General features: G+C 67.4%; 25 protein-coding genes. 21 read left to right on the top strand and 4 right to left on the bottom strand.

The window, feature by feature from the left end; translation table 11 throughout:
- The first annotated feature begins 1 nt into the window (after window position 1).
- Genes CAPI_RS08250 through CAPI_RS08235 form a run of 4 tightly spaced genes read left to right on the top strand, consistent with a single transcriptional unit; the run spans window position 2 to window position 2905 of the window.
- Window positions 2-853: a cysteine ABC transporter substrate-binding protein gene (locus tag CAPI_RS08250; protein WP_018018173.1), complete on the top strand. Its 852-nt coding sequence runs from the start codon at window positions 2-4 to the stop codon at window positions 851-853.
- A gap of 3 nt (window positions 854-856) precedes the next feature.
- Window positions 857-1528 (top strand): amino acid ABC transporter permease, encoded by a 672-nt coding sequence (locus CAPI_RS08245; protein ID WP_018018172.1) that lies wholly within the window; start codon window positions 857-859, stop codon window positions 1526-1528.
- On the top strand, window positions 1500-2177 hold the full coding sequence (locus CAPI_RS08240; RefSeq protein WP_018018171.1) for an amino acid ABC transporter permease: 678 nt from the start codon (window positions 1500-1502) through the stop codon (window positions 2175-2177). Before CAPI_RS08245 ends, CAPI_RS08240 begins: the two co-directional genes overlap by 29 nt.
- A complete protein-coding gene (locus tag CAPI_RS08235) occupies window positions 2174-2905 on the top strand; it encodes an amino acid ABC transporter ATP-binding protein (protein WP_018018170.1) in 732 nt (243 codons plus the stop codon). The genes CAPI_RS08240 and CAPI_RS08235 overlap by 4 nt, the downstream gene beginning before the upstream one ends.
- Before the next feature lie 171 nt (window positions 2906-3076).
- On the opposite strand, the gene CAPI_RS08230 is transcribed toward CAPI_RS08235, so the two are convergent.
- From CAPI_RS08230 to CAPI_RS08220, 3 genes are all read right to left on the bottom strand, one after another.
- Complete coding sequence (locus tag CAPI_RS08230) at window positions 3077-6856, bottom strand: Pls/PosA family non-ribosomal peptide synthetase (RefSeq protein WP_018018169.1); 3780 nt, start codon at window positions 6854-6856, stop codon at window positions 3077-3079.
- A gap of 2 nt (window positions 6857-6858) precedes the next feature.
- Window positions 6859-7293 carry a MarR family winged helix-turn-helix transcriptional regulator gene (locus CAPI_RS08225; RefSeq protein ID WP_018018168.1) on the bottom strand — a complete coding sequence of 145 codons (435 nt, stop codon included), beginning with the start codon at window positions 7291-7293 and terminating at the stop codon, window positions 6859-6861.
- A gap of 63 nt (window positions 7294-7356) precedes the next feature.
- Complete coding sequence (locus CAPI_RS08220; RefSeq protein WP_018018167.1) at window positions 7357-7650, bottom strand: rhodanese-like domain-containing protein; 294 nt, start codon at window positions 7648-7650, stop codon at window positions 7357-7359.
- 79 nt (window positions 7651-7729) lie between these two features.
- Here CAPI_RS08220 and CAPI_RS08215 point away from each other — a divergent pair, with 79 nt between their 5' ends.
- Both CAPI_RS08215 and CAPI_RS08210 read left to right on the top strand, forming a co-directional pair.
- Window positions 7730-8296, top strand: a complete 567-nt coding sequence (locus tag CAPI_RS08215; protein ID WP_018018166.1) for a hypothetical protein — start codon at window positions 7730-7732, stop codon at window positions 8294-8296.
- A gap of 76 nt (window positions 8297-8372) precedes the next feature.
- Complete coding sequence (locus CAPI_RS08210) at window positions 8373-9002, top strand: sortase family protein (protein WP_018018165.1); 630 nt, start codon at window positions 8373-8375, stop codon at window positions 9000-9002.
- Window positions 9003-9065: 63 nt separating this feature from the next.
- Here the strand turns inward: CAPI_RS08210 and CAPI_RS08205 are convergent, their stop codons facing one another.
- Complete coding sequence (locus CAPI_RS08205) at window positions 9066-9599, bottom strand: inorganic diphosphatase (protein WP_018018164.1); 534 nt, start codon at window positions 9597-9599, stop codon at window positions 9066-9068.
- Between the two features lie 66 nt (window positions 9600-9665).
- Here CAPI_RS08205 and dacB point away from each other — a divergent pair, with 66 nt between their 5' ends.
- From dacB to CAPI_RS08130, 15 genes are all read left to right on the top strand, one after another.
- A complete protein-coding gene (gene dacB / locus CAPI_RS08200) occupies window positions 9666-10916 on the top strand; it encodes a D-alanyl-D-alanine carboxypeptidase/D-alanyl-D-alanine endopeptidase (RefSeq protein ID WP_018018163.1) in 1251 nt (416 codons plus the stop codon).
- 2 nt (window positions 10917-10918) lie between these two features.
- The gene (gene tilS, locus CAPI_RS08195; protein WP_018018162.1) at window positions 10919-11806 is read left to right on the top strand and encodes a tRNA lysidine(34) synthetase TilS; all 888 of its coding nucleotides are present in this window, start codon (window positions 10919-10921) and stop codon (window positions 11804-11806) included.
- Between the two features lie 74 nt (window positions 11807-11880).
- Window positions 11881-12477 carry a hypoxanthine phosphoribosyltransferase gene (gene hpt, locus CAPI_RS08190; protein ID WP_018018161.1) on the top strand — a complete coding sequence of 199 codons (597 nt, stop codon included), beginning with the start codon at window positions 11881-11883 and terminating at the stop codon, window positions 12475-12477.
- 24 nt (window positions 12478-12501) lie between these two features.
- The gene (gene ftsH, locus CAPI_RS08185) at window positions 12502-14916 is read left to right on the top strand and encodes an ATP-dependent zinc metalloprotease FtsH (RefSeq protein WP_018018160.1); all 2415 of its coding nucleotides are present in this window, start codon (window positions 12502-12504) and stop codon (window positions 14914-14916) included.
- Entirely contained in the window at window positions 14909-15478 is a 570-nt protein-coding gene (gene folE / locus CAPI_RS08180; RefSeq protein ID WP_018018159.1) for a GTP cyclohydrolase I FolE, read from the top strand. The genes ftsH and folE overlap by 8 nt, the downstream gene beginning before the upstream one ends.
- A 6-nt stretch (window positions 15479-15484) precedes the next feature.
- Window positions 15485-16327 (top strand): dihydropteroate synthase, encoded by an 843-nt coding sequence (folP, locus tag CAPI_RS08175; RefSeq protein ID WP_018018158.1) that lies wholly within the window; start codon window positions 15485-15487, stop codon window positions 16325-16327.
- A complete protein-coding gene (gene folB, locus CAPI_RS08170) occupies window positions 16320-16694 on the top strand; it encodes a dihydroneopterin aldolase (protein ID WP_018018157.1) in 375 nt (124 codons plus the stop codon). Before folP ends, folB begins: the two co-directional genes overlap by 8 nt.
- 3 nt (window positions 16695-16697) lie before the next feature.
- Window positions 16698-17156 (top strand): 2-amino-4-hydroxy-6-hydroxymethyldihydropteridine diphosphokinase, encoded by a 459-nt coding sequence (gene folK / locus CAPI_RS08165; RefSeq protein WP_018018156.1) that lies wholly within the window; start codon window positions 16698-16700, stop codon window positions 17154-17156.
- Window positions 17153-17620, top strand: a complete 468-nt coding sequence (locus CAPI_RS08160; RefSeq protein WP_018018155.1) for a DUF3180 domain-containing protein — start codon at window positions 17153-17155, stop codon at window positions 17618-17620. The genes folK and CAPI_RS08160 overlap by 4 nt, the downstream gene beginning before the upstream one ends.
- A gap of 10 nt (window positions 17621-17630) precedes the next feature.
- On the top strand, window positions 17631-18524 hold the full coding sequence (locus tag CAPI_RS08155; RefSeq protein WP_018018154.1) for a DUF6779 domain-containing protein: 894 nt from the start codon (window positions 17631-17633) through the stop codon (window positions 18522-18524).
- Complete coding sequence (locus CAPI_RS08150) at window positions 18524-19204, top strand: 6PGD fold domain-containing protein (protein WP_018018153.1); 681 nt, start codon at window positions 18524-18526, stop codon at window positions 19202-19204. Before CAPI_RS08155 ends, CAPI_RS08150 begins: the two co-directional genes overlap by 1 nt.
- Before the next feature lie 4 nt (window positions 19205-19208).
- Window positions 19209-19994 (top strand): pantoate--beta-alanine ligase, encoded by a 786-nt coding sequence (locus CAPI_RS08145; RefSeq protein ID WP_026157209.1) that lies wholly within the window; start codon window positions 19209-19211, stop codon window positions 19992-19994.
- Window positions 19995-20049: 55 nt separating this feature from the next.
- Window positions 20050-21612: a lysine--tRNA ligase gene (lysS, locus tag CAPI_RS08140; protein WP_018018151.1), complete on the top strand. Its 1563-nt coding sequence runs from the start codon at window positions 20050-20052 to the stop codon at window positions 21610-21612.
- A gap of 73 nt (window positions 21613-21685) precedes the next feature.
- Window positions 21686-22174, top strand: coding sequence for an NINE protein (locus tag CAPI_RS08135; RefSeq protein ID WP_018018150.1), 489 nt, complete (start codon window positions 21686-21688; stop codon window positions 22172-22174).
- 253 nt (window positions 22175-22427) lie between these two features.
- Window positions 22428-24509, top strand: a complete 2082-nt coding sequence (locus CAPI_RS08130; RefSeq protein ID WP_018018149.1) for a glucose PTS transporter subunit IIA — start codon at window positions 22428-22430, stop codon at window positions 24507-24509.
- Window positions 24510-24530: the final 21 nt, after the last annotated feature.

The raw sequence follows: 24530 nt of genomic DNA, 5'->3' as shown, positions 1-24530 counted from the left end.
TGTGGCACTAAAATTGCGTACCAGCGCGGTAATTGCGGCGGTCCTGGCGTTGCTCACTGTATTCCTGGCGGCGTGTTCGTCGACGTCGGATAGCGGGCAGAACTCGACCCGCACCCTGGATCAGATCAAAGAGGACGGCACGATCCGGCTAGGCGTGTTTTCAGATAAGGCGCCGTTTGGTTACATCGACGCGAACGGTGAGTACGCGGGATACGACATCGAGTACGGCAAGCGTCTCGCGCAGGACCTTGGTGTGAAGGTGGAGTGGGTGCCGGTTGAGGCTGCGTCGCGAGTCGAGTTCGTGGACACGGGCAAGGTGGACGCGATTTTGGCCAACTTCACGGTGACGGATGAGCGCAAGCAGAAAGTGGACTTCGCTAACCCGTACATGAAGGTCTCGCTGGGTGTTGTCACGCCTGACGCCGCGCCAATCACGGATGTCGCAGGCCTGTCCGGCAAGAACGTCATCGTGGTGAAGGGTACGACCGCCGAGTCCTACCTGGAAAAGAACCACCCCGAGGTCACACTGCAGAAGTACGAGCAGTACACGGAAGCGACCAACGCACTTCTCGACGGCCGAGGCGACGCCTGGGTCACAGACAACACCGAGGCCCTGGCGTGGGCGGCGAACTCGCCGGGCTACCACGCGACGATCACCTCGCTCGGTGACGTCGATACGATTGCTGCCGCCGTGAAGAAGGGCAACACAACGCTTCTGGATTGGCTCAACGAGGAACTGGTCTCCCTGGGCAAGGAGAACTTCTTCCACAACGACTACGAGAAGACCCTGAAGCCGGTCTACGGCGACCAGGTTCCCGCCGACGAGCTGGTGGTGGAGGGCGGCCAGCTCTAGGCCATGGATGCTTCGATTGTCGTCGAAAACATCCCGGTCTATGCCAAAGCGGCACTTATCACGCTGAGGATTGCCGCTTTCGGCATTGCCGCCGCGATTGCTATCGGGCTGGTGGGCGCCGTAATCAAGTACTTCCACATTCCGGTGCTGCGCCAGATCGTGCAGGCCTACATTGAGCTATCCCGCAACACCCCGCTCCTGGTGCAGCTGTTCTTTCTCTACTTCGGTCTGCCCAAGCTGGGTGTTGTGCTCAGTTCTGAGACCTGCGCGGTCATCGGCTTGGCATTTCTGGGGGGCGGGTACATGGCGGAGGCGATCCGGACCGGGTTGGAAGCGGTCGCAGGTATCCAGCTGCGCTCCTCGCTAAGCCTGGGGTTGACGCGCCTACAAGCGATGCGGCACGTGATCGTTCCGCAGGCGACCGCGATCGCCCTGCCGGCGGTCGCCGCGAACATGATCTTTCTGGTCAAGGAAACATCCGTGGTCGGGGTCGTCGCGGTGCCGGAACTGGTGTTTACTGCGAAGGAGCAGATCGGCCAGGCGTACCAGACCCAGGAGGCCTTGCTCCTGCTTGTCGTGTTCTACCTGGTCATCCTCCTGCCCCTGTCACTTATTGCCGGATACGCGGAGAGGAAGGTGCGCGCCCGTGTCTTCGGACCTCAGCATTCTTCTTGACGGCAACAACTTCCCCCGCCTCCTCGCTGGCCTGTGGGTGTCCGTGCAAATTGCGCTGGCCTCGATGGGTTTGTCGGTCGTGTTGGGAACGGGGCTCGGCCTGGTCATGGCGTCGAGAAGTAAAATTGTGCGTTTTTTCACTCAGCTCTACCTGCAGTTTGTGCGCATCATGCCGCAATTGGTGCTGCTCTTTCTCGTGTACTTTGACCTCACGCGCGGGTTTGGCATCAACCTCAATGCGAAGCTCGCCGCGGTCATTGTGTTCACGATCTGGGGCACCGCGGAGATGGGTGACCTCGTGCGCGCCTCGATCGACGCTATTCCGCGCCACCAGTACCGCAGTGCCGCGGCCCTCGGTCTTGAGGGCCGCGACCTGTACCGTTACGTCATCCTTCCGCAGGCGGTGCGCGGGCTCGTGCCCCTGACCATCAACCTGACCAACCGCATGATCATGACTACCTCGCTCGTTGCCCTGATCGGCGTAGTTGAGGTGCTCAAAGTCGCCCAGCAGATCATCGACGCCAACCGCTTCACCTACCCCAACGCCGCCCTGTGGATCTACGCCGTTGTCTTCCTGCTGTACTTCCTCGTCTGTTTCCCGATCTCCTGGGCCTCGCGCAAACTCGAACAAAGGTGGAACCCCGCATGACGCAACCGCTCATCTCACTTCATGGCGTGAACAAGTACTACGGCGACTATCACGCCCTCCGGGACATCGACCTCAACGTCGCCCCCGGCGAAGTCATCGCGATCATCGGCCCATCAGGCTGCGGCAAGTCCACGCTCCTGCAAACGATCAACGGCCTGGAGCCGATCCAGGGCGGCACGATCAACGTTGATGGCCACGTCGTGGGCAAGGCGAAGGGCAAAGACGTGCGCACGACCGTGGGCATGGTCTTCCAGTCTTACGAGCTCTTCCCGCACCTCAACGTCATGGACAACCTGCTGCTCGGACCCAAAGTCGTGCAGCACGCAAACCTCGACGAGGCTCGCTCGCGGGCGCTGGCTCTTCTCGAGCGCGTCGGGTTGGCGTCGAAAAGCGAAGCCAAGCCCCACGAACTCTCTGGCGGGCAGAAACAGCGCGTAGCCATCGTGCGCGCGCTCATGATGCGGCCTAAGGCATTGCTTCTCGACGAAATCACAGCGTCCCTGGACCCCGAGATCGTGCGCGAGGTCCTCGACGTGGTCGCCGGGCTCGCCCGCGATGGCATGACGATGCTTGTCGTGACCCATGAAATGTCCTTCGCCCGCGCTGTAGCGGACCGCGTCGTGTTCATGGACGCCGGCGAAATCGTCGAGACCGGCGCCCCCGATGCCTTCTTCGAGCGCCCCGCCAGCGAGCGCGCGCGGAAGTTCTTGGATCTGCTCGTGTTCTGAGGCCGGGCAGGCGGGGGCGAGAAGGAGCCATTCTGATCGCCCCGAAGTCCCTCAGGCTGGAAGCCGGTGACGATGGCCACGCGCTCCAACCCCGGCGGCAGCAGTGCCGCGGGGGCGTGATCTGCGGAGGCAACGGGCAGAGTCAGACCGTTTAGTCACGTGAGCGGCCGGTCACACGGGTTCGATCGGATTGCCTTGCCACAAAGTGCCCCCCGGCACTTGGTCGCCGCGCATCAGTAAAGAGCCGGGTCTCACCGTCGCACCCGCACCGACTGTCGAGGCTGGCAGTGCCACTGAATGCGCCGCAAGCGTCGCCCCGGACCCGATGGTGACCGCATCGAGGCTCATAACCCGGTCCTGGAACAGGTGTGTTTGCACCACCGTGCCTGGTCCGACGTTCGCTCCTTCGCCCACTGTGCACAAATCGGTTTCCGGGAACCAGTAGGAGTCCACCCACGCCCCGCGGCCCACCTTCACGCCCAGCGCGCGCAACGCCATGTTCATTTCACCCGTGCCGTAGGCGTGGGAAAAGAACCACGGCGCGGCGACGAGCTCTACAAACTGATCTTGTAGCTCGTTAAGCCAGACAAACCAGCTGAAGAGAGGGTGCTCGCCCGGCACGTGCCGGCCCACGCACACCCACTTGGCTACGCACGCCATCGCCACGGCACCCGCCCCGCAGGCCATAAAGAGCAGCCCGCCGAGCGCGTAGGCCCAGAACCCCAGGTTAAGTAGCGCATAGTGCACGCCTACGAGGAACGCTGCGGCCAGCATCGCGTTGCCCATCGGGGCGAGGAGGCGCATGGTCTCGATGACGCCGCGCTTGCGCTTGACGCTTGCCGACGGCGCGTACGTCAGCGCCTCACCACCAGGTGCCTCGACCTCGACGCGCCGCATCCGCTCCGGCGGGGAGCCCCACCAGTTCGACCCCGCCTTGGACTTCCTCGGGGCCGAGGACAGCACCGCGACCAGCGAATTCTTCGCCAGCTTGCGCCCGGGCCCGGCAATCCCCGAATTGCCGACGAAAGAGCGCTTACCCACCGTCGTCTCACCGGTACGCATCCAGCCGTGGCCCAGTTCGTAGGTGCCCACCAGTGTGTCGTCGGCAAGGAAGGCGCCATCCTTCACGGTGGTGAGCCGTGGCACCAGCACTGCGGTGGATATTTCCACGTCGCGGCCCACCGTCGCGCCGAGCGAGCGCAGCCACGTCGGGGTCAGGGCGCCGGCGTAGAGGGGGAAGAGGCGCGTGCGGGCGTCGTCAAGCAACCGCGTGACCGTCCACAACCTCCACCCCTGCGCGGAGCGCACGGGGGCGACCCCCGGGTGGATTCCGCGCGAGAGCACGCGCACACCGCACCAGGTAAACACGATCAGCGCACCGAGGTAGACCAAGCCGCCAAGCGGCGCGAAGAGTAGCGCGCCGATGGCCGGGTGACCCCTGGTCAACCGGATCAGGCCGAGGACGATGGCGACGCCCACCGTCGCCGCAGCCACCGGCATGACCGCCAGCGCGAGCGAGGTGAGGCCGTACATCCCCACCCAGAGGCGGCGCGGCTTCGGTCGCTGCTCCGGGAAACGGTGCTTGGAGCGGCCCACCTTGCGCGCGGGCGAACCAGCCCAACGCGCCCCCTTCTTCACGGGCTTGTCACCGGTGACCGTCGAGCCGGCCTCAATGTGGGCGTGAGCGTGGATGTCCGTGCCGGGCAGGAGCGTGGAACGCGCACCCACGCGGGCTTCCGGGCCGATCGCGATGGAGCCGACGCGCAGCACGTCACCGTCGATCCAATACCCGGACAGGTCTACTTCCGGTTCGATGGCCACGCCTTTGCCCAAGGTGAGCAGGCCGGTCGTCGGAGGCAGCGTATGCATGTCCACGCCGCGGCCCACCTTCGCCCCGAGTAGGCGCGCGAAGTACGCCACCCATGTCGAACCGGAGATGTTCAGCGCGCCGGACGCGTGCACCCAGCGCTCCGCGGCCCACAGCCGCAGGTGGGTGACGCCGCCTCGGGGGTAGTTACCCGGGCGGATGCGCCCGCGAATCAACCGCGCCCCAAGCGCACCGACGTGCAGCCGCCCCAGCGGGGTGCACAACACCACAAACAGTACGGCCAGGACCGTCCAGTCCAGCTGGAGCAGGCCCAGCGCGGTGGCCAGGATCGCCCACCACGTGACGTAGGTGGCGGCATGCAGCGTCATGGCGGGGACCTGAATGAGCGTCTGCGCCAGGCGGGTGCCCGCACCCACTGGCCGGACAGCGCGCGCGGCGGCGGGGGAGGGGGCCTGGACGAGGGTGTCCACGAACTCCGCGAGTGCGCCGAGGCGGGGGTGGTCGTAGAGGTCGCGTACGGCGAACGTCGGCACCCGCTCGCGTATGCGCGCCACTAGGGTGGCCGCGGCGAGGGATGTGCCCCCGGCCTCGAAAAAGTCGGCGTCGCGGGACTCGGCGGGCACTCCTAGAACGTCGACCCAGGTCGCGGCGAGCCAGGACTCGGTGGGGCCGAAATCCTCCCCCAGCGTCGCCGCGGGCAGCGGCCAGGGCAAGGCCTTCTTGTCCACCTTGCCGGAGGTGCGGATGGGGAGCTCCTCCATGACGTGGATGCGTGGCACGAGGGCGGCGGGCATCGTCTCCGCCAGGCGCTCGCGCGCGGCGGCGACGTCCCAGGACTCCCCGGGGTTGTCCAGCGAGACGTAGCCCACCAGCACCTTGTCCCCGGCGCCGGTGGTCTGCACCGCCACGGCGGAGTTGTACACGCCGGGCAAGGCGGCCACGTTGGCCTCGACTTCGCCCAGCTCGATGCGGCGGCCGCCGATCTTCACCTGGTCATCGGCGCGGCCGATGAATGCCAGCCCGTCATCGGTGAGGCGCACGTGGTCGCCCGTGCGGTAGGCGCGCTGCCACCCCGCGGCCGGCGCGTACTTCTCGCGGTCTTTGTCCTCGTCCACGTAGCGAGCAAGGCCGACGCCGCCGATGATGAGCTCACCGTCCTCGGCGACTGCCAGGTCCCACCCGTCGAGCGGCCAGCCGATGGTGACGGGCTGGCCCAGCGACAGGCGCGCGGCCGAGGCGACGACGGTCGCCTCCGTCGGGCCGTAGGTATTCCACATTTCGCGGTCGGGGGTGGCCAGGCGCTCGACGAGCTCTTGCGAGCATGCCTCGCCGCCGACGATGAGCAGGCGCACGTTGTCGAGGGCTTCGGCGGGCCAGAGCCCGGCGAGCGTGGGCACGGTGGAGACGACGGTGATGTCGCGGCGGATCAGCCAGGGGCCTAAGTCTTGACCGGAGCGCACGAGCGAGCGCGGCGCCGGCACGAGGCAGGCGCCGTGCGCCCAGGCCAGCCACATCTCCTCGCACGAGGCGTCGAAGGCGACGGACAGCCCGGCCAGAACCCGGTCTTCTGTGCCGAGGGGGTCGTCCTGGCAGAACAGGCGTGCTTCAGCGTCGACAAACGCCGCCGCCGAACGGTGCGTCACCGCCACCCCCTTCGGGGTGCCGGTGGAACCGGAGGTGAAAATGATCCAGCAGTCGTCGTCGGGGGTCGGCAGCTCGGTCTCCCCGTCGCGGCGGGGTGCCAGCGGGCGGAACCCGTCGTCGGTGAAGATGCCGTCAATGCCGGCCTCCCCGAACACGAGCTCGGCGCGCTCGTCGGGGTCGTCCGCGTCAACGGGGACGTAGGCGCATCCGGCCCACATCGTGGCGAGGATGGCGATGTAGAGGTCGCGGGTTCCCGAGGACATCCGCACCCCGATCCGGTCCCCGCGGCGCATCCCCCCGGAGTGCAGTCTCTCGGCGGTCTCGCGCACCTGCTCGAGCAGCTCGGAGTAGGTCACCACCGTGCCGTCGTCGATGGCGGCGGCGGTGGGGTGGGCGTGTGCTGTGGTGGTGAGGACGTCGATAAGCGTGCGCGGCGTGGGCGCGAGGTGGCCGCGCAGAAGCTGGCTGTCGGGCGGCATCGCTAATCCTGCAGGACGGCCTGGGACAGCTTCTTCAGGCTCTTGAGCTGCTTCTGCGACGACGCGTCAAGCGCGCGCTCCTCGGCCGCAGTCACGCCTGCGGCGAGCTCGGCCTGGGCCTTGCTGCCCTTCTTGGTCGCAGTGACGATCTGCCGGCGCCGGTCGTTCGGGTCGCGATCGCGCTGCACCCAGCCGTGCACCTCCAGGGAGTCGATCAGGCGCACCATGTCGCTCGCGTCGATGGACAGCAGCTCCGAGAGCTGGCGCTGCGAGCACGGTTGCGCGGTAACGCAGGTCAGAATCCAGTACTCACGCATGGTCGAGCTGTGCTCGGCGAGTGCGCGCTCGACCTCGTCACGGGTGTGCCGACGGACCCGCTCGATCTGAAACGACGGCGATTTCTTCAGCGCGCTAGGAACCTCGAGGGGAGTAGTCATGGGCCAATCATAAGCATGGGGCTACGCCATTATTTATTTGGCACCATGCTTTCCGGCGCCCACCTATCGCCGCGGTAGATCAGCGTCCACCCAGGCGAGAGTCCCGCCCTCGACGTTGATCGCGTTGTCCCAGCCGCGCGCCTTTTCCAGGTACTCGCACGCCTGGGCGGAGCGTCCGCCGGAACGGCAGATGACGTAGATGTCACGGTCCGGGTCGATCTCGCCCGCGCGCTCGACGAACTCGCTTAGCGGCATGTTCACCGCACCCTCGGCGTGGACCTCGGCGTATTCCTCCGGCTCGCGGACGTCGATAAGTTGCGCGTCGCGCGGAACTTCCGTGACCTGTACAGATTTCATGCTCCCCATGGTACAGTGGGCCACAACATTAAAGTTGCCATTGAGACTTGAGCTTCACGACCCCCGAGGAGATGAGACCATGAAGCGCGCACCCATCCTCGCCGTCGCGCTCGTCGGCGTTCTCGCTGGCGCCCCCGCGGCCCACGCCGAGAACGCCGCGACCGAGGTCACCACGCCGGCGTCCGCCCCAATCGAGCAACCCTTTGGAGCCTCCGACGTCAACCCCGACTCCGAACACCCCGTCGCCGCCGGTTACCTCTCCCTTCCCAGCGTCGCCTCCCTTGGCGGGCAGACCTACTTCCTCAACGCCGACGGTGGCACATATGTCAGCGACGTTGCCCGCGTCACCGTCACACCGACCGAGGACGAGGTGAAGATCTCCCGGGAGCTCGTTGCCCAGCACAGTGCCGAGCTCGCGCAGCAGGCGCTGTCCGAGGCCAAGGCCGGCGGCACGCAGGAGTTCGCGGCGCCGGCTCCCACCACTGAGGCGCCGGCTCCCACGACTGAGGTGGCCGTTGCTGCGGCGCCGCGCGGGATGGCCGCCCAGACCGGCGACAACTCCCTTGCCCGCGGGCTTGTCGCCTTCGTGCTCGCCTCCGCCGCGGGCGCGGCGGTCTTCTTCTACGGGCGCCGCCACCTGATCTAGGTTGGGCGGCGAAGGCGCTCGCAGGCCCCGGTATGTGTACTGGTGGCGTCGATTAGCGGCGCTTGCTCTCCTTGCCGTGGCGGTCGCGGCGGTCGTGCGCGCGTGCGCTCGCGAGGAAAGCCCGAGCGAGACCGCCCTGACCAGGGAAATTACGCCCTCCGAGCTGGAGGTCGCCCCGAGCCAACCGGTGGACATGTCCATCCCCGCGATCGGGCTGACCGCGCCGTTTGATACCGTGGACTGTCGAGTCCGCGACGGCGCCCTCGACCCCGCCACCCTAGACAAAGCCTGCGCGTATACCGCCCCCGACCGGCCCTACCAGCTGCCCGGCAGCGACTCCAGCGATATCGTCGTCATCGCCGGCCACGCTTCGACCGGCCGGTCCGCCGTCTTTGACCTTCTGTACGACGGCTCCACCAACCACCACACCATCTCCACCGGCGACGCCCTCTACCTCAGAACACAAAGCTCGGGGAAGGCGTGGCTGCTCTACCGCGCCACCGACCTGCACGACCCTGTGAAGCAGGCGCTGGCGGACGACCCCTCCGTGTGGGGCAGCGGTCCGATGCCGGGCAGGCTGCTGACCGTTAGCTGCATTCAGCCGGCTACCCCGCTTTCCGAGTCGGTGCGCAACGTCGTGATCGGGTGGCAGTTCGAGTCCGTGGTGGCGCATCCTCCGGCTTCCGCCCCGACCCGGTCACCCTGAACCTGCGCCACAGTGGGCGATGTCCGGCTACGTTGACCCGCCCGGGGTGGGGCGGAACGGGCCCTAGTTCTCCGTCTTGGCTTCCTTCTCCGCCTCGAGGCCCTCGCGGGAGTTATCGCCGCTCTTGGCAAAGTTATCCAGGGACTCCTGCAGGATGCGCTCGGCTTCCTCGCGGTTGCCCCAGCCCGAGCCGGTTACTTCTTTGTTCGGCTCGAGGTCCTTGTAGTGGGTGAAGAAGTGCTCGATTTCACCCTTCGTGAAGTCGTCGACGTCATCGATGTCCTGGAAGGAGTCGTAGCGCACGTCGTCGAGGACACAGAGCAGCTTGTCGTCGCCGCCGGCCTCGTCGGTCATCTTGAACACGCCGATCGGGCGGGCGATGACGGTCACGCCGGGGAAGACGGGCTCGGGGGTGATCACGAGGGCGTCGAGGGGGTCACCGTCGTCCGCGAGGGAGTTGTCGATGAAGCCGTAATCCGCCGGGTAGGCCATCGGGGTGAACAGGTAGCGGTCGAGGAAGACCTTGCCGGTCTCGTGGTCGACCTCGTACTTGTTACGTGAGCCCTTCGGGATTTCGATGATGACCTCAATAGCCATGGCTGCTCCTTTTTGCGTCGACGAAAATAATCGTACCCATCATACGTGGGCTAGGGTGAAGACCCGATGAAACTATGGACATGGGCGGTGGGAGCCCTCGCTACCGCAGCGGTCGCCGGGGTCGCCGCCTTCGGCGTCACCGCGCAACGAGAACTCGGCGCCCTCCAGCACGCGCCCGCCTTCGCGCTTCCCGCGCCCTCGCCAGTCCTCGAGCCCGCGAGCCCCAAGATTGTCGACGCCACCGCGCGCTTGTCCACCCTCACGTCCCTAGCGGCGAACCCCGCGTTGGGCACCTTCCACGGCCGAATCTCCTCGGCGGATACCGGAGAGGTCATCTTCGACACGTCGTCGGCGGAGCCGCTGCGCCCTGCGTCGACGACGAAGCTGCTCACGGCCTCCGCGGCGCTTTACGAGCTGGGCTCGAAAGACACCATCACCACCAACGTCTACTGCGGGGAGCACGAGGGCGACGTCGTGATCAAGGCGGCGGGGGACGTGTGGATGACAAACGAGAGCCTTGACAGCCTGGCCGGCCAGATCGGCAGTGCGTCTGCGGTGTACGTGGATGTCAGCGCGTGGCCGTCGGAAAGCACGATGCCCGGTTGGAACCCCGACGACATTGACGGCGGTTACGTCGCGCCGCTCGAGCCCATCATGCTCTACGGCGCACGGATCGGCGCGACGGAGGGCGACGTGCCGCGCTCGCATACGCCGGCGCTGGACGTGGCGCAGGCCCTGGCGGACCGGCTGGGCGCCGGTACCGTCGGGTTTACCCAGGTCCCTGCGGGGGCGCAGCACCTAGCCAGCATCCACTCGCCCGATTTGGCCGAGCGGATGCGGGAAATGATGAAGGATTCGGACAACGTCATGGCCGAGGCCATCGGCCGAGAGGTGGCCGCGCGCCGCGGGCAGAGCAGCCCGCAGGCGACGATGGACGTGCTCAGCGAGCATGGGTACGACCTGAGCAACGTGACGCTTTCCGATAGCTCGGGCCTGTCCACCAACAACCTCATCCCGCCACGATTGCTGGATCAGCTTCTTCTCGACGCCGCCCGCACAACCGACCTCCGCCCCCTCCTCGAGACTCTGCCCGTCGCCGCCGCCGACGGCACCCTAGCCACGCGCTACGACGGGCTCGACGGCCGCGGCTGGGTGCGCGCGAAGACCGGCACCCTGGACAACACGAACGCTCTGGCCGGCACGGTGACAAGCACCGTCGGCAACGTCTACACCTTCGCGTTCATCTCCAACGGTTCGGACATCGACGAGGCGCGCCGGGCACTGGACGAGCTCGCGTCCGCCCTGCGCGACTTCTAGCCGTGGAACCCTTCTGGCCGCGCCGCAGCCCGCACTTCCTCGCCTGCCGACGCGCCGTGCGCCCCCACACCCGCCCCGCCACCATCGGCCTGTCCGGGGGAGCGGATTCACTTGCCCTCGTCGCGGCGGCCGCGGCGGAAGGCAAGAACGTGCGGGCAATCGTCATCGATCACGGGTTGCAGCGCCGCTCCGCCGAGGTGGCCGAGCGGGCCGCAGCGCAGGCGCGCTCGCTCGGGGTTCCGGCGCAGGTGGTGCGCGTCGCCGTCGGCCCGGGCAACGTCGAGGCGGCGGCACGGGAGGCGCGCTACGGCGCGCTGCTCGCCGGAGGCGGTGACGTGTGGGTGGCGCATACCGCCGATGACCAGGCCGAAACCCTGCTGCTCGGCGCCCTGCGCGGCAACCCCGCCGGGATGGCGCCGCGCGAGGGCCGCATCGTGCGCCCCTTTCTGGGCATTCGCCGCACGGACACCGAGGGCGCCTGCGCGGAGCTTGGGATCGAGCCCTGGCAGGACCCCATGAACGCCGACCCCGCTTATCGGCGCGTCGCCGTCCGCCAGGACATCATCCCCCGGTTATCGGCACTACTCGGGGGCGATGCGGTGCCCGCGCTGGCGCGTACTGCGGGCAGGTTCGCGCAGGACAGACAGCTGTTGGAGGAGGTGGCCGACTGCTCGCCAACCAACGACTGCGCGCAACTCGCCCGGGACCCGCAGCCCGTTCGGCTGCGGCGCATCGCGGCCTGGTTGCACGACCAGGGGGTGCGGGTGGGTGGCGCGCAGTTGGAGGACGTCGACAAGCTTGCTGCTGCGTGGCACGGACAAGGGCCGGTGAGCGTGGGCGGGGGAGAGGTTGCGCGGGTGGCAGGGCGGCTGGTGTACACGCCCCGGTGAGGTTGTTTCGCGCCGCGCGAAAGTGGCAAGATAAGGGGGTTACGCGATAGCCGCGGGCGTGAGAAAGGGCACGTATGACCACACTGCACGACACCAAGAACTACGACGTCCCGCCGAACCGCTACGGCGAAGATGTAGAAGCGATCCTCATCACGGAGGAGATGCTGCAACAACGCGTGCGCGAGCTGGCGGACCTGGTCTCCGACACGTACCGCGACGCCGAGGATGAACTCATCCTCGTGTGCGTGCTCAAGGGCGCGGTGTTCTTCCTCACCGACTTCGCGCGCGCCCTGACCATCCCCTCCCAGATGGAGTTCATGGCAGTGTCCTCCTACGGCAGCTCCACCACCAGTTCGGGAGTGGTACGCATCTTGAAGGACCTGGACAAAGACATCCAGGGCCGCGACGTGCTGATCGTGGAGGACATCATCGACTCCGGGCTCACGCTGTCGTGGCTGATGAAGAACCTGAAGGGCCGCCAGCCGAAGTCGCTGAACGTCGTTACACTGCTGCGCAAGCCCGAGGTGCAAACGGCTGACGTCGACCTGCTGGACATCGGCTTCGACATCCCCAACGAGTTTGTCATCGGCTACGGCCTAGACTATGCGGAACGCTACCGCGACCTGCCGTACGTGGGTACCTTGCACCCGCGTGTCTACGCGGGCCAGTAGCAGCAACCGAGACCACAGGACTGTATGAACAACACGAAAATCCTGCGGTGGGGCCTCATCGGCGCCATCGCCCTCATCGTTCTCTACCTGTTCACTTTGATCGGGGACGAGACCCGCGCCTACCAGAGCGTGGATACCTCCGTGGCCCTGCAGCAGCTGCAGGACGGCAACGCGAAGGACGTGCAGATCGACGACCGCGAGCAGCGGGTGCGCATTGACCTGCGCGAGCCGATTAGCGTCGATGAGCGAGAAGGCATCACCGCCGTCATCACCCAGTACCCAGCGCGCACAACGCCCGAGGTTTTCGACGCCGTCCGTGCCTCCGGGGCCGACAGCTACACCACGAAGGTCACCCAGGACTCCTTCCTCGGCTCTTTGCTGAGCTTCATGCTGCCGATGGTCCTCATCTTCGGCCTGCTGTCCTTCTTCATGTACCGCATGCAGGCGGGAGGGGGAATGTTCGGCATCGGCGGCTCGCGGGCCAAGCAGCTGACCAAGGACAACCCCACTAACACCTTCGCCGACGTCGCCGGTGCGGACGAGGCCGTCGACGAGCTGCAGGAGGTGGTCGACTTCCTGCAGGACCCCGGCGCGTACGAGAAGCTCGGCGCCAAGATCCCCCGCGGCGTCCTGCTCTACGGCCCGCCCGGTACGGGCAAGACCCTGCTGGCCCGCGCGGTCGCGGGGGAGGCCGGGGTGGCGTTTTTCTCCATCTCGGGCTCGGACTTCGTGGAGATGTTCGTGGGCGTCGGTGCCTCCCGCGTGCGCGACCTGTTTAAGCAGGCGCGCGACAACGCCCCCTGCATCATCTTTGTCGACGAGATCGACGCCGTTGGCCGGCAGCGCGGCGCCGGCGTGGGTGGCGGGCACGATGAACGCGAGCAGACCCTCAACCAGCTGCTCGTCGAGATGGACGGCTTCGGTGACCGCGAGGGCGTCATCCTCATCGCGGCTACCAACCGCCCGGACATCCTGGACCCCGCCCTCCTGCGCCCCGGCCGCTTCGACCGCCAGATCCCGGTGACCAACCCGGACCTCGCCGGCCGCCAGCAGATCCTCAAGGTCCACGCGAAGAACAAGCCGCTGGGCCCCGACGCCGATCTCGATGCCCTGGCCAAGCGCACCGCCGGCATGTCCGGCGCCGACCTGGCCAACGTGCTCAACGAGGCCGCTTTGCTCACGGCGCGCATCGGGGGCAATGTCATCACGGCAGACGCGCTGGAGGAGGCGACCGACCGCGTAATTGGCGGGCCGCGCCGCAGCTCCAAGATCATCTCCGAGAAGGAGAAGAAGGTCACCGCCTACCACGAGGGTGGGCACACCCTTGCTGCCTGGGCGCTGAAAGACATCGAGCGCGTGTACAAGGTGACTATCCTTGCCCGCGGTCGCACCGGCGGCCACGCCATGACGGCGCAGGAAGACGACAAGGGCATGTACAACCGGGACGAGCTCTTCGCCCGGCTCGTGTTCGCCATGGGCGGGCGCGCCGCCGAAGAGCTCGTCTTCGGCGAGCCCACCACGGGGGCGAGCTCCGATATTGAGCAGGCGACGAAGATCGCCCGCTCAATGGTCACCGAATACGGAATGTCCAGCGTGTTGGGCACCGTGAAGTACGGCACGGAAGACGGCGACCCCTTCCTGGGCCGCGGGTCAAACGGGTCGCTGGATTACTCCCCGGCGGTGGCGGAGAGCATCGACCGAGAAGTCCACGAGCTCATCGATACCGCCCACCAGCGGGCCTACCGCATCCTCTCGGACAACCGTGACTACCTTGACGCTCTGGCAGAGAAGCTGTTGGAGAAGGAGACGCTGCGCCGCCCCGACCTGGAGGACATTTTCAGCGGCATTGAGCCGCAGCCCTCTGCGTTGCCGCCGGTGGACGGCCGCTTCACCACCCAACCGGGCCGCGTGCCCGTGAAGACCCCTGTGGAGCTCGCGGAAGAGCGGGGTGAAGAGCCGCCGCACAAGATTTCCCTGCTGGAGCTGTCCCGCGAGGCGAGGAGGCGGCGGATGAGCGAGCGAAAAAAGAGTGCCGCGGCTCAGGGCGGTTCCACCCGCTGGAAGCCGAATGCCACGCCCGCCGCAGAGATACCAACGTACGACGGACCGACCCCGCCCCCCGGTTGGACCTACACCGGGGGTGGACACGCGGCACCGCAGCCGCACGAACCCCAGGAGCAAGAGCACCCCGGCGTGCGCAACTACGGCCAGCCCGAGGAACTCATCGGCTTCCGCCTGCCCGACAACGAGCAGCCCACCCGCCGGGACAGTGAGACCGGGGAGACCGGGGAGACCGGGGAGACCGGGGAGACCGGGGAGACCGGGGAGACCGGGGAGACCACGGAGTTCCCCAAGGTTGACGCCGCTGACGTGGCCAAACCGCAGAGCGAGGCGCCCGAGACGACCGAGCTGCCGCGGCACAGGAGGGGCGATGAGTGACGTCGACATCCCCCGCGCTGAGGCCGCAGTCCGCGAGCTCCTCATCGCGATCGGGGAGGACCCAGAGCGTGAGGGGTTGGCGGAAACGCCGGCCCGCGTGGCCCGGGCGTACGCCGAGATGTTCGCCGGCCTGCACGTCGAGCCGACCGAGGTCCTGGCCAAGACGTTCGCCGAAAACCACGAGGAGCTCGTCCTCGTTCGCGACATCCCGATCTATTCCACCTGCGAGCACCACCTCGTGCCCTTCTACGGAACGGCCCACATCGGCTACATTCCGGGCCCCGACGGGAAGGTGACCGGCCTGTCCAAGCTGGCCCGGCTGGCGGATTTGTACGCCAAGCGGCCTCAGGTGCAGGAAAGGCTGACGTCGCAGATCGCCGACGCGCTCGTCGATAAGCTGGGTGCCCAAGCGGTCATCGTCGTTATCGAATGCGAGCACTTGTGCATGGCCATGCGGGGAATCCGCAAGCCGGGCGCGATAACCACGACGTCGGCGGTGCGAGGCGGGTTCAAGCGCAACGCGGCCTCGCGCGCCGAAGTGCTCAGTCTGATCAGGAGTTAGAAAGCCATGACCCTTCCCGTCGTCGCCGACCGCACAGTGGTGATGGGCATTGTCAACGTCACCGAGGACTCGTTTTCCGACGGCGGACGCTGGCTCGACCCCGACACCGCCGTCGCGCACGCGCTCGAGCTCGTCCGCCTCGGCGCGGACATCATCGACGTCGGCGCCGAGTCCACCCGCCCGGGAGCGACCCGCGTTCCCGCAGACGTGGAGGAGCAGCGCATCCGCCCCGTGATCCGTGCGCTGAGCGCGGAGGGGATCGCGACGTCCGTGGACACGATGCGCGCCTCCACCGCACGCGCGGCCGCCGAGGAGGGCGTCCGCCTCATCAACGACGTCTCCGGGGGACTGGCGGACCCGCAGATGTACCACGCGATGGCGGAGACCGGCCTGCCGGTCTGCCTCATGCACTGGCGCACCGAGGCCTTCGTCAACGCGTCGGGCGCTGCCGACCACGGCGGTGACGTCGTGCGCGACGTGCGCGAGACCCTTCTCCGGCTGGCCGGGGCCGCGGAAGAGGCCGGGGTGGCGCGCGAGCTCATCACCGTCGACCCCGGCTTGGGCTTCGCCAAAACTGCCGCCGACAACTGGGCGCTGCTCGGAGCACTGGATGAGCTCTGCGCCGGGGAGTTCCCTGTCCTCGTGGGGGCCTCCCGCAAACGCTTCCTCACCGAGGTGCGCGCCGCCCGCGGCCTGGAGCATTCGCCTCTCGACGCCGACGCGGCCACCGCCGCCGTCACCGCCCTCGCCGCGCGCGCCGGTGCCTGGTGCGTGCGGGTGCACGACGTCGCCTCCTCCCGCGACGCCGCCGACGTCGCCGCGGCGTGGAAGAAGCACTCCCGTGGCTGACCGCATCGAGCTCACCGGCCTGCGCGTCTACGCGCGTCACGGCGTGCTGCCGCACGAGACGGAGCGCGGCCAGGCGTTCACGCTGGACATCGTGTGCTGGCTGGACTTCGCCCCCGCCGCCGCGGGGGACGACCTCAACCTGACGGTGAACTACGCCGAGCTCGCCCAGCTTGCCTATGACATCGCCGCGGGCACCCCGCGCCAGCTCATCGAGACCGTGGCCACCGAGATCGCCGACGCCGCCCTCGCCCGCTATTCCGCCCTCCACGCCGTCGAGGTCACCCTGCACAAGCCCCACGCGCCGATCCCGCTGGTGTTTGACGACGTCGCCGTCGTCGCCCGCCGCTCCCGCACGACGAGGGCCTAGACCATGCGCGCCGTGCTGTCTACCGGTTCGAACATTGGTGACGCGCGCGCCCATCTGCGCAGCGTCGTCGACGCTTTCGCCGGGCACGTGGTGGCGGCCAGCTCGATCTACGCCACGGCCCCGTGGGGAGGGGTGGAGCAGCCGGACTTTTTGAACCAAGTCCTTCTTATCGACGTCCCCTGCTCGCCCCACGAGCTCCTCGCAAGGTGCCAGCGCCTCGAGCGGGAAGCGCGGCGCGTCCGAGACGTGCGGTGGGGGCCGCGCACCCTGGATGTCGACATCATCTCAATCGACGGCGTCACCTCCGCCGACCCCGAGCTGACCCTGCCCCACCCGCGGGCGCGGGAGCGCGCGTTTGTCCTGATCCCGTGGCTGGAGGTTGAGCCGGACGCCGCGCTGGAGGGGGAAGCGGTGGCTGGAATCGTCGAGAAGCTTGGTGCCCAAGGGGTGAGGAGGCTATGACGCGCACTCCACTTGCGGGCCTGGCGGGGCTGGGCGGGTTCTGCGCGGCGGCGGCCTTCATCCTCATCCGCAGGTTCTACGGGGCGATCGCCGGTATCGACGTGACGCTGTCCCTGCCCCTGTGGATCGTTGCGGCCGTGTGCCTCTTTAGCGCGTACATGGTGCGCAAGCGGCGCGAGGAGGGCAAGGTCGGGCTCGACCGATCCCAGCTCAACCCGCTTATGGCGGCGAACTTCATGCTCATGGGCAAGGCGAGCGCGTGGTCAGGGGCGGTGTGCGGCGGTGTCTTCGCCGGGGTGCTCGTGTACGTCGCGCCGCGGGTCTCAGCGCTGCTCGCGGCTGAGGCCGATCTGCCCGGGGCGGTGTCGGGTACCTTCGGGGGTCTCGCGTTGGCCGTGGCGGGGGTGGTGTTGGAGCGTTCCTGCGAGGTGTCGCCACCGTCTGAGGGGGAGGCCGTTCAGTAGGGTAGTGGGCATGAGTGCCGAGAATCCGTCGCGGGATAACGCAAACGTCTGGATCGTGGTGCCCTTCGTGCTGGCGCTCGCGGGCACCGTTGTCATGTTGTTTACGAACTCGGCAAACGTACTGAAGGTCTCCCTCGTCCTCGCGCTGTGGGCGGCTGCCGCGGGGATCATCATGACAGCCCGCCTCCGCCGCGACCGCGACTCCGCGGAGCGCGAGCTGGCCAGCCGCGACGAATTGCACCGCGCGAAGCTCGACGCGGCGGCGGCGCGGGAGGAGGCCGACCGCGCCGCGGCGTCGAGCGTCGATGTCGAGGTGCTGCGGGAGATCCAATCCCAGCTCGCGGCCCTGCGCGCGCAGCTCGAGGAGATGTCCGGGCGACCCCTGGCTTACGAGCCCGCCGCCCTGCGCGCGGAGGCTCGACGGATTGCGGAGATCCCCGCGCCCGAGCCCGCACGGGAGCCCGAAACGACACGTGCACAGGAGCCCGCGCCGAAACCCGAACCGGCACCCGAAGCTGCACCGGCACCGGCCCCGTCCCCCGCACCTTCGCCCGGGTCCGCTCCGACGACCCGGATTCAGCGCGTCCGCGACACCCCTCGGGACGCGCCTCCAGCCGCGCCCGGACCGCGCCGCCCGGCAGGCGCTCCGTCGTCCGACGCAGTCGCGGGCAGGGTCGGGTCCACCCGCACGTCGCGCGCCCCGGAGAACAACCCGTTGTCGCAGCTCATCAGCGAGCGGCGAGCCGGGGAACAAAGCGGCACCCACCGCACACCCGAGTCCGCCCCTCAGCCCGAGCCCGCCCCGGCAGAAGAGCCGCGCGGGGGCCGCCGCCGCCGCGACGAGCGCGGCCGCGCCTCGCTGTCCGTCGCCGAGTTGCTCGCCCGCAGCAAGCAGGAAAAGTAATGCCGCAGCGTACCGGCCCGCGCCTTCGCGTCGGGTTCATCGGTTGTTCCCACTTCGCGGACGCGCTCGCCCGCGCCGGCCACCACGCCCGGGAGCTGCGGGACCCCGCGGAGGCCCGAGAGGTCGACGTCGTTGTCCTCGACGGGGACGAGGCGGAGTGGGTGCGCGGGATCGTCGAGAAGCTTGTCCCGCATCTCGCGGCCCGTCAGATGCTCGTGCACACCTGCCTCGAGGAAGGGGTGCAGCTGCTTGACGACGCCGAGCTCGCCGGCGCCATCGTCATGGCAGCGCATTCGCTTGACGGGGCGTTGTGGGCAACCGACGCCGCCGACGAGGTGGGGCAGGCCGTGGTAGACCTGCTTGTTGCCGAGGCCGGGGGGACGAGCGTGAGCCTGGATCGCGAACAGCGACTCGCGGCGGCCGCGGGCAAACGCCTGGAGGCCCTAGCGAGCGTGGCGAGCATCGACGCTGCGGAGCTGGCCTCCCGGGCCGGTGTTCAATCCTGGGAGCCGGTGCTTCCCGCCAGGCGCTCGCCCGCCGACCTCGAAAGGCTCTGGGCCGCGATCGGCGACCCAGGCGCGGCGCGGTTGTTTGCCCAGCTCGAGAGGCGCGGGGCGGAGCTGCGCGGGGATGCCGAAATTGAACTGTGGGCGATAGCGAAGGAGAATCAGCGTGGCTAGTGAACTGGCTTTTAAACCAGGTCAAGCGGTCGTGGTGACGGACGCCGAGCTTCTGGCCACCTACGGGCGGGCTTTGCGCAAGATAGGCAAATCCGTGGTCGTCGTGCCGCTTGGAGCGGGGTTGCACGGCGGGCACATCCAGCTCATCCGCGCGGCGCGCTCGATGCTCGGCGCTGTCGTCTTTGTCACCTACTCAGGCGAGGACGTGCCCGAGGAGTTCGCCCGCGAGAAGGTCGACGTCGTCTACCACGGCTCGTTCCGCGGAGCCCACGTGCACACCGGCCTGGAGCACCTGGAGGACCCCGGTGAAATCGCCACCGACGTCGCCACCATCCTCGCCGCCGCCAACGCAACCCACGCCACGGACCTCGTGCTCGGTGAGAAGGACTTCGAGCTCCTCGTCGCGGTGCAGCGCGCGCTCAGTGCGCTGCGCATGGAGGTCAAGCTGCACAGCGTGCCGACGGTACGCACCCCGGACGGGCTCGCGCTTTCCCTGCGCAATTCCGCCGTTCCCGTGGCGCTGCGCGACACGGCCATCGCCCTGCCCGCCGCACTGACGGCCGGGGCCCACGCAGCCGAGCAAGGAGCTGACGCGGTCCTCGATGCAGCACGCCGGGTTCTGGGCGCGGCCGGCATCGAGCCCGAGTACGTAGCCCTCCGCTCCCTCTCCTTCGAGGCCGTCGAGTCCGGTGACGCGCGCCTGCTCGGGGCAGTCAACCTCGGCGGGGTGCGCCTGACCGACAACGTGGGAGTTCCCCTCGGCGTCGGCTTCCGGAACCTCACCGCCTGACCGCGCCCGAGGTCGAGTTCGCCCCGCCACCCCCGCCCGACTACCCTTGAGCGGCGTGACTACCCAGAGCCAGGACATCAGCGAGCAGCAGAAATTCCGCCGCGCGAAGCGCCAGAAGCTTATCGATGACGGCCGCGGCGCCTACCCAGTGTCCGTCGAACGCACGTCGTCGCTGAAGGACCTGCGCGCCTCCTACGTTGTTGTCGCCGACGGGGAGGAGGCGGCGCCGGCCGCGGGTGTGACTGCGCTTTCTGCTGGCGAGGAGACCCAGGACACCGTCACCGTCGCAGGGCGCATCATGTTCAAACGCGACACCGGCAAGCTCTGCTTCGCCACGCTGCAGGAGGGTGACGGTACTCAGCTCCAGGTCATGCTCTCGCTCGCTGAGGTGGGCGCCGACGCCCTTGCCAGCTGGAAAGACGATGTCGACCTCGGTGACATCGTGTCGGTGACGGGGCGCGTCATCGCGTCGAAACGCGGTGAGCTCTCCGTCCTGGCGGCGTCCTGGCAGATGGCGTCGAAGGCCCTGCGCCCGCTGCCGGTCGCGTTTGCGGAGATGAACGAGGAGCAGCGGGTGCGGCGCCGCTACACGGACCTCATCATGCGCGAGGCCGCCCGAGACAACGCGATGACGCGCATCAAGGTCATGGCCGCCGTGCGGGAGTTCCTCACCGGACTGGACTTCGTCGAGGTGGAGACCCCGATGTTGCAAACGCTTCACGGCGGCGCCGCGGCGCGCCCCTTCGTGACGCATTCCAACGCCCTCGATATCGACCTCTACCTGCGCATCGCGCCCGAGTTGTACCTCAAGCGCTGCGTTGTTGGCGGCATCGAGCGCGTCTTTGAAATCAACCGCAACTTCCGCAACGAGGGCGTCGATTCCTCGCACTCGCCCGAGTTCACCATGTTGGAGACCTACCAGGCGTGGGGCACCTACAAGGACTGCGCCGAGACGACCAAAGCGCTTGTGCAGTTCGTCGCCACCAAAGTCTTCGGGTCTACGCAGGTCACGCTTTCCGACGGCACCTCGTACGACCTCGGCGGCGAGTGGAAGGTCCTCGAGATGTACCCCTCACTCAACGAGGCGCTGGCCCGCAAGTTCCCCGGTTCCCCGGAGGTCACGGTTGAGTCGAGCGTCGAGGAGCTGAAGGCAATCGCCCAGACGATCGACCTGAAGGTCCCCGAAGGGGAGGGCTGGCTCCATGGCAAGCTCGTCGAAGAAATCTGGGAGCACCTGTGCTCTGACCAGCTTTATGAGCCGACGTTTGTGACGAACTTCCCCGTCGAGACCTCCCCGCTGACCCGCGATCACCGCGAGAAGCCCGGTGTGACCGAGAAGTGGGACCTCTACGTGCGCGGGTTCGAGCTGGCGACGGGATACTCGGAGCTCGTTGACCCAGTGATCCAGCGGGAGCGTTTCGCCGATCAGGCCCGCCTGGCCGCAAGCGGTGACGACGAGGCGATGGTGCTCGACGAGGACTTCCTCGAAGCGATGGAACAGGGTATGCCGCCGACAGCCGGCACCGGCATGGGCATTGACCGCTTGTTGATGGCCCTGACCGGCCTGGGCATCCGCGAAACGGTGCTGTTCCCGCTGGTCAAGCCGGAGGCCACGTAAACCCCGCGCGCTCGGCTCCTTCGTGTTACCTTAACTCACAGATAACTTCCACCAACATATAAGGAGCTGCTCTGTGAGCACGAAGTTCACCGGGCCCTACGGCGAGGCCTACGACAAGGACGGCCTTCCCATCTCGGGTTTCCCCAACGCGAACCCCTCCGAGTCCCCCTACGCCGGCGGCCAGTACTCGTACCCCACGGCGAACCCCGCCGGCCAGTACCCCAGTCAAGCCGGGGCTCCGGCCGCGCACCCGGGTGTCCAGCCCGCCTACCCCGCCTACCCCGCCTACCCCGCCTACCCCTCTGCGCCGAAGAGCAAGATCGTCGCAGCCCTGTTGTTCTTCTTCCTGGGAGGGCTCGGTTTTGGGAATTTCTATCTGCACCAGAACGGCCGCGGCGTGGCAAAGCTGGTGTTGAGCGGCCTTGGCCTGTTGACCTCGTTGATTCTCATCGGGTTCGTGTTCTTCTTCATCGTGGGCGTGTGGTCGCTAGTGGAGACCGTTCTCGTCTTGGTCGGGGCAGGCGGCTACGACCGTGACGGTCGTGGTGTTCCCCTTGACTAGCTCCGGTTAACTCCGGCTGGTCCCGGCTCATGCCGCGTTCTCGGGTGGCGCGGGACACCCGCCACCCCCGGTATCGGGAGATGCCACTCAGAGTATTGCCATCGAGTTAAGCAGTTTCTATCATGGAGCTTGTTACCAACCACAGGGTTGTTACCCGCCGTGACGCGGCGGGGCAAGACCTGGGGCCGGCGCGTGTTCGCCGTCGCCCCAGGTCTTTTTTGTTGCAACCCGCACAAGGAAAGAAGGAGTGACAATGGCCACGACCAAGCCCAGCCTGCGCGATCAGGCTGAGGAGATCCTCGCGGGCATCGGCGGCGCGGGCAATATCGCGTCGATGACGCACTGCGCGACACGGCTTCGCTTCGAGCTAAACGACGCCTCCCGCGCCGACAAGGAGCGTATCGAGGCGGTTCCCAAAGTGATGGGGGCGGTCCCGCAGGGCGGGAACCACTACCAGGTCATCATCGGCGGCGACGTCGCCACCGTGTACAACGAGATGAACAACCTGCCTGAGATGAAAAACCGCGACGAGCGGTCTAACGAGGACGTCAAGGCGGAACAGCGCGCGAAGGCGAAGGGCAGGGTCCCCTGGGTCGACGCCTTCTTCGAGTACCTCTCGGACTCCTTCCGCCCGATCCTCGGCGTCCTGCTCGGTGCATCGCTCGTTATCGCCTTCGCGGCCGTGATGGAGGCCTTCGGCGTCACCGACTTCCACGCCGACGTGAAGACCCCGGGCTGGCAGTTCGTGGACGCGATGTGGCGCTCGGTGTTCTACTTCCTGCCGATCATGGTGGCCTACAACGCGGGCAAGAAACTCAACATCGACCCGTGGGTGCCGGCGGCGATCATGCTGGCCCTGTTCACTCCGAACTTCACCTCACTCGCCGAACACCCGGATGCGGTGACGTCGCAAAACGCGGTGCTCGGCACCGAGGTCACGCACGTCACGGTGATGGGGCTGCCGCTCTACCTGCCGGATTATGGCGGAAACGTGTTCGTGCCGCTGATCATGACGGCGGTTGCAGCTCTGGTGTACAAGCTGTTCCAGAAGATCATCCCGCCTGCGGTGCACATGGTCTTCGTGCCCTTCCTCACCCTCATTGTGATGATTCCGTTGACCGCGATGCTCATTGGCCCGCTCGGGTACGCGCTCGGCGCGTGGATCGGCGCCGGCCTGGCGTGGCTGAACAGCAACGCCCCGTTCGTCTTCGCCATCCTGATCCCGATGCTCTACCCGTTCCTGGTTCCGCTTGGCCTGCACTGGCCGCTTAACGCCCTGATGCTGGTCAACATCCAGACGCTCGGCTACGACTTCATCCAGGGACCGATGGGTGCGTGGAACTTCGCGTGCTTCGGCGCTACCGCCGCCGTGTTTGCCCTCTCCCTGCGCGACCGGGACCCGATCATGCGCCAGACGTCCGGTTCGGCGCTCGCCGCGGGCCTCTTCGGTGGTATTTCCGAGCCCTCGCTCTACGGTATTCACCTGCGCTTTAAGAGGATCTACCCGCGCATGCTCGTGGGCTGCTTCGCCGGTGGCCTGACCATCGCCATCCTGGGCAACCCGTTTGACGGCGTGAAGACGGGCGCGTTCGTCTTCACCTCGCTGCTGACCATCCCGGTCTTCAGCCCGGTGTGGGTCTACATCATCGCCATCGCCGTGGCCTTCTTCACCGCCTTCTTCATCATCCTGTTCACGGACTATCGCACGCCGGAAGAAAAGGCCGAGGCACGTGCTCGCGCAGCGGCCGCCCGCGATGCCAGCGAGGACGTGGAAGCCGAGATCGTGGAGGACACGGTCACCGACACCGACGACCCGGTGCTCACTCCGGCGCACTCCACCGGCACGACGGCCGTTGCCACCAAGCCCGTCTCAACTGCCACGACGACCCAGGTTCTCGCCCCCGTCGCAGGCCAGGTCATCGCGATGGAGGCGATCAACGACGCGGCCTTCGCTTCCGGGGCGCTGGGTAAAGCGGTCGGGGTGACCCCGGTGGAGTCGACGATCGTCGCCCCCGTTTCGGGAACCATCATCTCGGTGGCGCGCACCGGCCACGCCTACGGCATCAAGACGCAGGACGGGGTGGAGATCCTCGTGCACATCGGTGTTGACACGGTTCAGCTCAAGGGCGAGGGCTTCACTCCTCGCGTCGAGAAGAAGCAGGTCGTTGAGGCGGGCACCCCGCTTGCCGACGTCAACTTTGAGGCCGTCACCGCAGCCGGGTACGACCCGACGGTCATCACCACGGTGGTCAACTCCAAGCTCCTCTCGGCGGTCGAGGATATCGCCCCGGGTGAGGTCCACGCCGGGCAGCCCATTTTGGGCGTGACCAAGTAACCCGAGCACGTAGACTCACCC

Origin of the sequence: Corynebacterium capitovis DSM 44611, from assembly GCF_030440535.1 — a bacterium.
GTDB lineage: Bacteria > Actinomycetota > Actinomycetes > Mycobacteriales > Mycobacteriaceae > Corynebacterium > Corynebacterium capitovis.
Note: the sequence above shows the minus strand (reverse complement) of the source record. Positions and strands in the feature narration are given on the sequence as shown.

What these genes read in the sequence shown, in the direction of transcription:
- CAPI_RS08245 (WP_018018172.1), top strand. Translation starts at nt 857, where the DNA reads ATGGATGCTTCGATTGTCGTCGAAAACATCCCGGTCTATGCCAAAGCG.
- CAPI_RS08235 (WP_018018170.1), top strand. Translation starts at nt 2,174, where the DNA reads ATGACGCAACCGCTCATCTCACTTCATGGCGTGAACAAGTACTACGGC.
- CAPI_RS08230 (WP_018018169.1), bottom strand. Translation starts at nt 6,856, where the DNA reads ATGCCGCCCGACAGCCAGCTTCTGCGCGGCCACCTCGCGCCCACGCCG.
- CAPI_RS08225 (WP_018018168.1), bottom strand. Translation starts at nt 7,293, where the DNA reads ATGACTACTCCCCTCGAGGTTCCTAGCGCGCTGAAGAAATCGCCGTCG.
- CAPI_RS08220 (WP_018018167.1), bottom strand. Translation starts at nt 7,650, where the DNA reads ATGAAATCTGTACAGGTCACGGAAGTTCCGCGCGACGCGCAACTTATC.
- CAPI_RS08215 (WP_018018166.1), top strand. Translation starts at nt 7,730, where the DNA reads ATGAAGCGCGCACCCATCCTCGCCGTCGCGCTCGTCGGCGTTCTCGCT.
- CAPI_RS08205 (WP_018018164.1), bottom strand. Translation starts at nt 9,599, where the DNA reads ATGGCTATTGAGGTCATCATCGAAATCCCGAAGGGCTCACGTAACAAG.
- dacB (WP_018018163.1), top strand. Translation starts at nt 9,666, where the DNA reads ATGAAACTATGGACATGGGCGGTGGGAGCCCTCGCTACCGCAGCGGTC.
- hpt (WP_018018161.1), top strand. Translation starts at nt 11,881, where the DNA reads ATGACCACACTGCACGACACCAAGAACTACGACGTCCCGCCGAACCGC.
- ftsH (WP_018018160.1), top strand. Translation starts at nt 12,502, where the DNA reads ATGAACAACACGAAAATCCTGCGGTGGGGCCTCATCGGCGCCATCGCC.
- folE (WP_018018159.1), top strand. Translation starts at nt 14,909, where the DNA reads ATGAGTGACGTCGACATCCCCCGCGCTGAGGCCGCAGTCCGCGAGCTC.
- folP (WP_018018158.1), top strand. Translation starts at nt 15,485, where the DNA reads ATGACCCTTCCCGTCGTCGCCGACCGCACAGTGGTGATGGGCATTGTC.
- folK (WP_018018156.1), top strand. Translation starts at nt 16,698, where the DNA reads ATGCGCGCCGTGCTGTCTACCGGTTCGAACATTGGTGACGCGCGCGCC.
- CAPI_RS08160 (WP_018018155.1), top strand. Translation starts at nt 17,153, where the DNA reads ATGACGCGCACTCCACTTGCGGGCCTGGCGGGGCTGGGCGGGTTCTGC.
- CAPI_RS08155 (WP_018018154.1), top strand. Translation starts at nt 17,631, where the DNA reads ATGAGTGCCGAGAATCCGTCGCGGGATAACGCAAACGTCTGGATCGTG.
- CAPI_RS08150 (WP_018018153.1), top strand. Translation starts at nt 18,524, where the DNA reads ATGCCGCAGCGTACCGGCCCGCGCCTTCGCGTCGGGTTCATCGGTTGT.
- CAPI_RS08130 (WP_018018149.1), top strand. Translation starts at nt 22,428, where the DNA reads ATGGCCACGACCAAGCCCAGCCTGCGCGATCAGGCTGAGGAGATCCTC.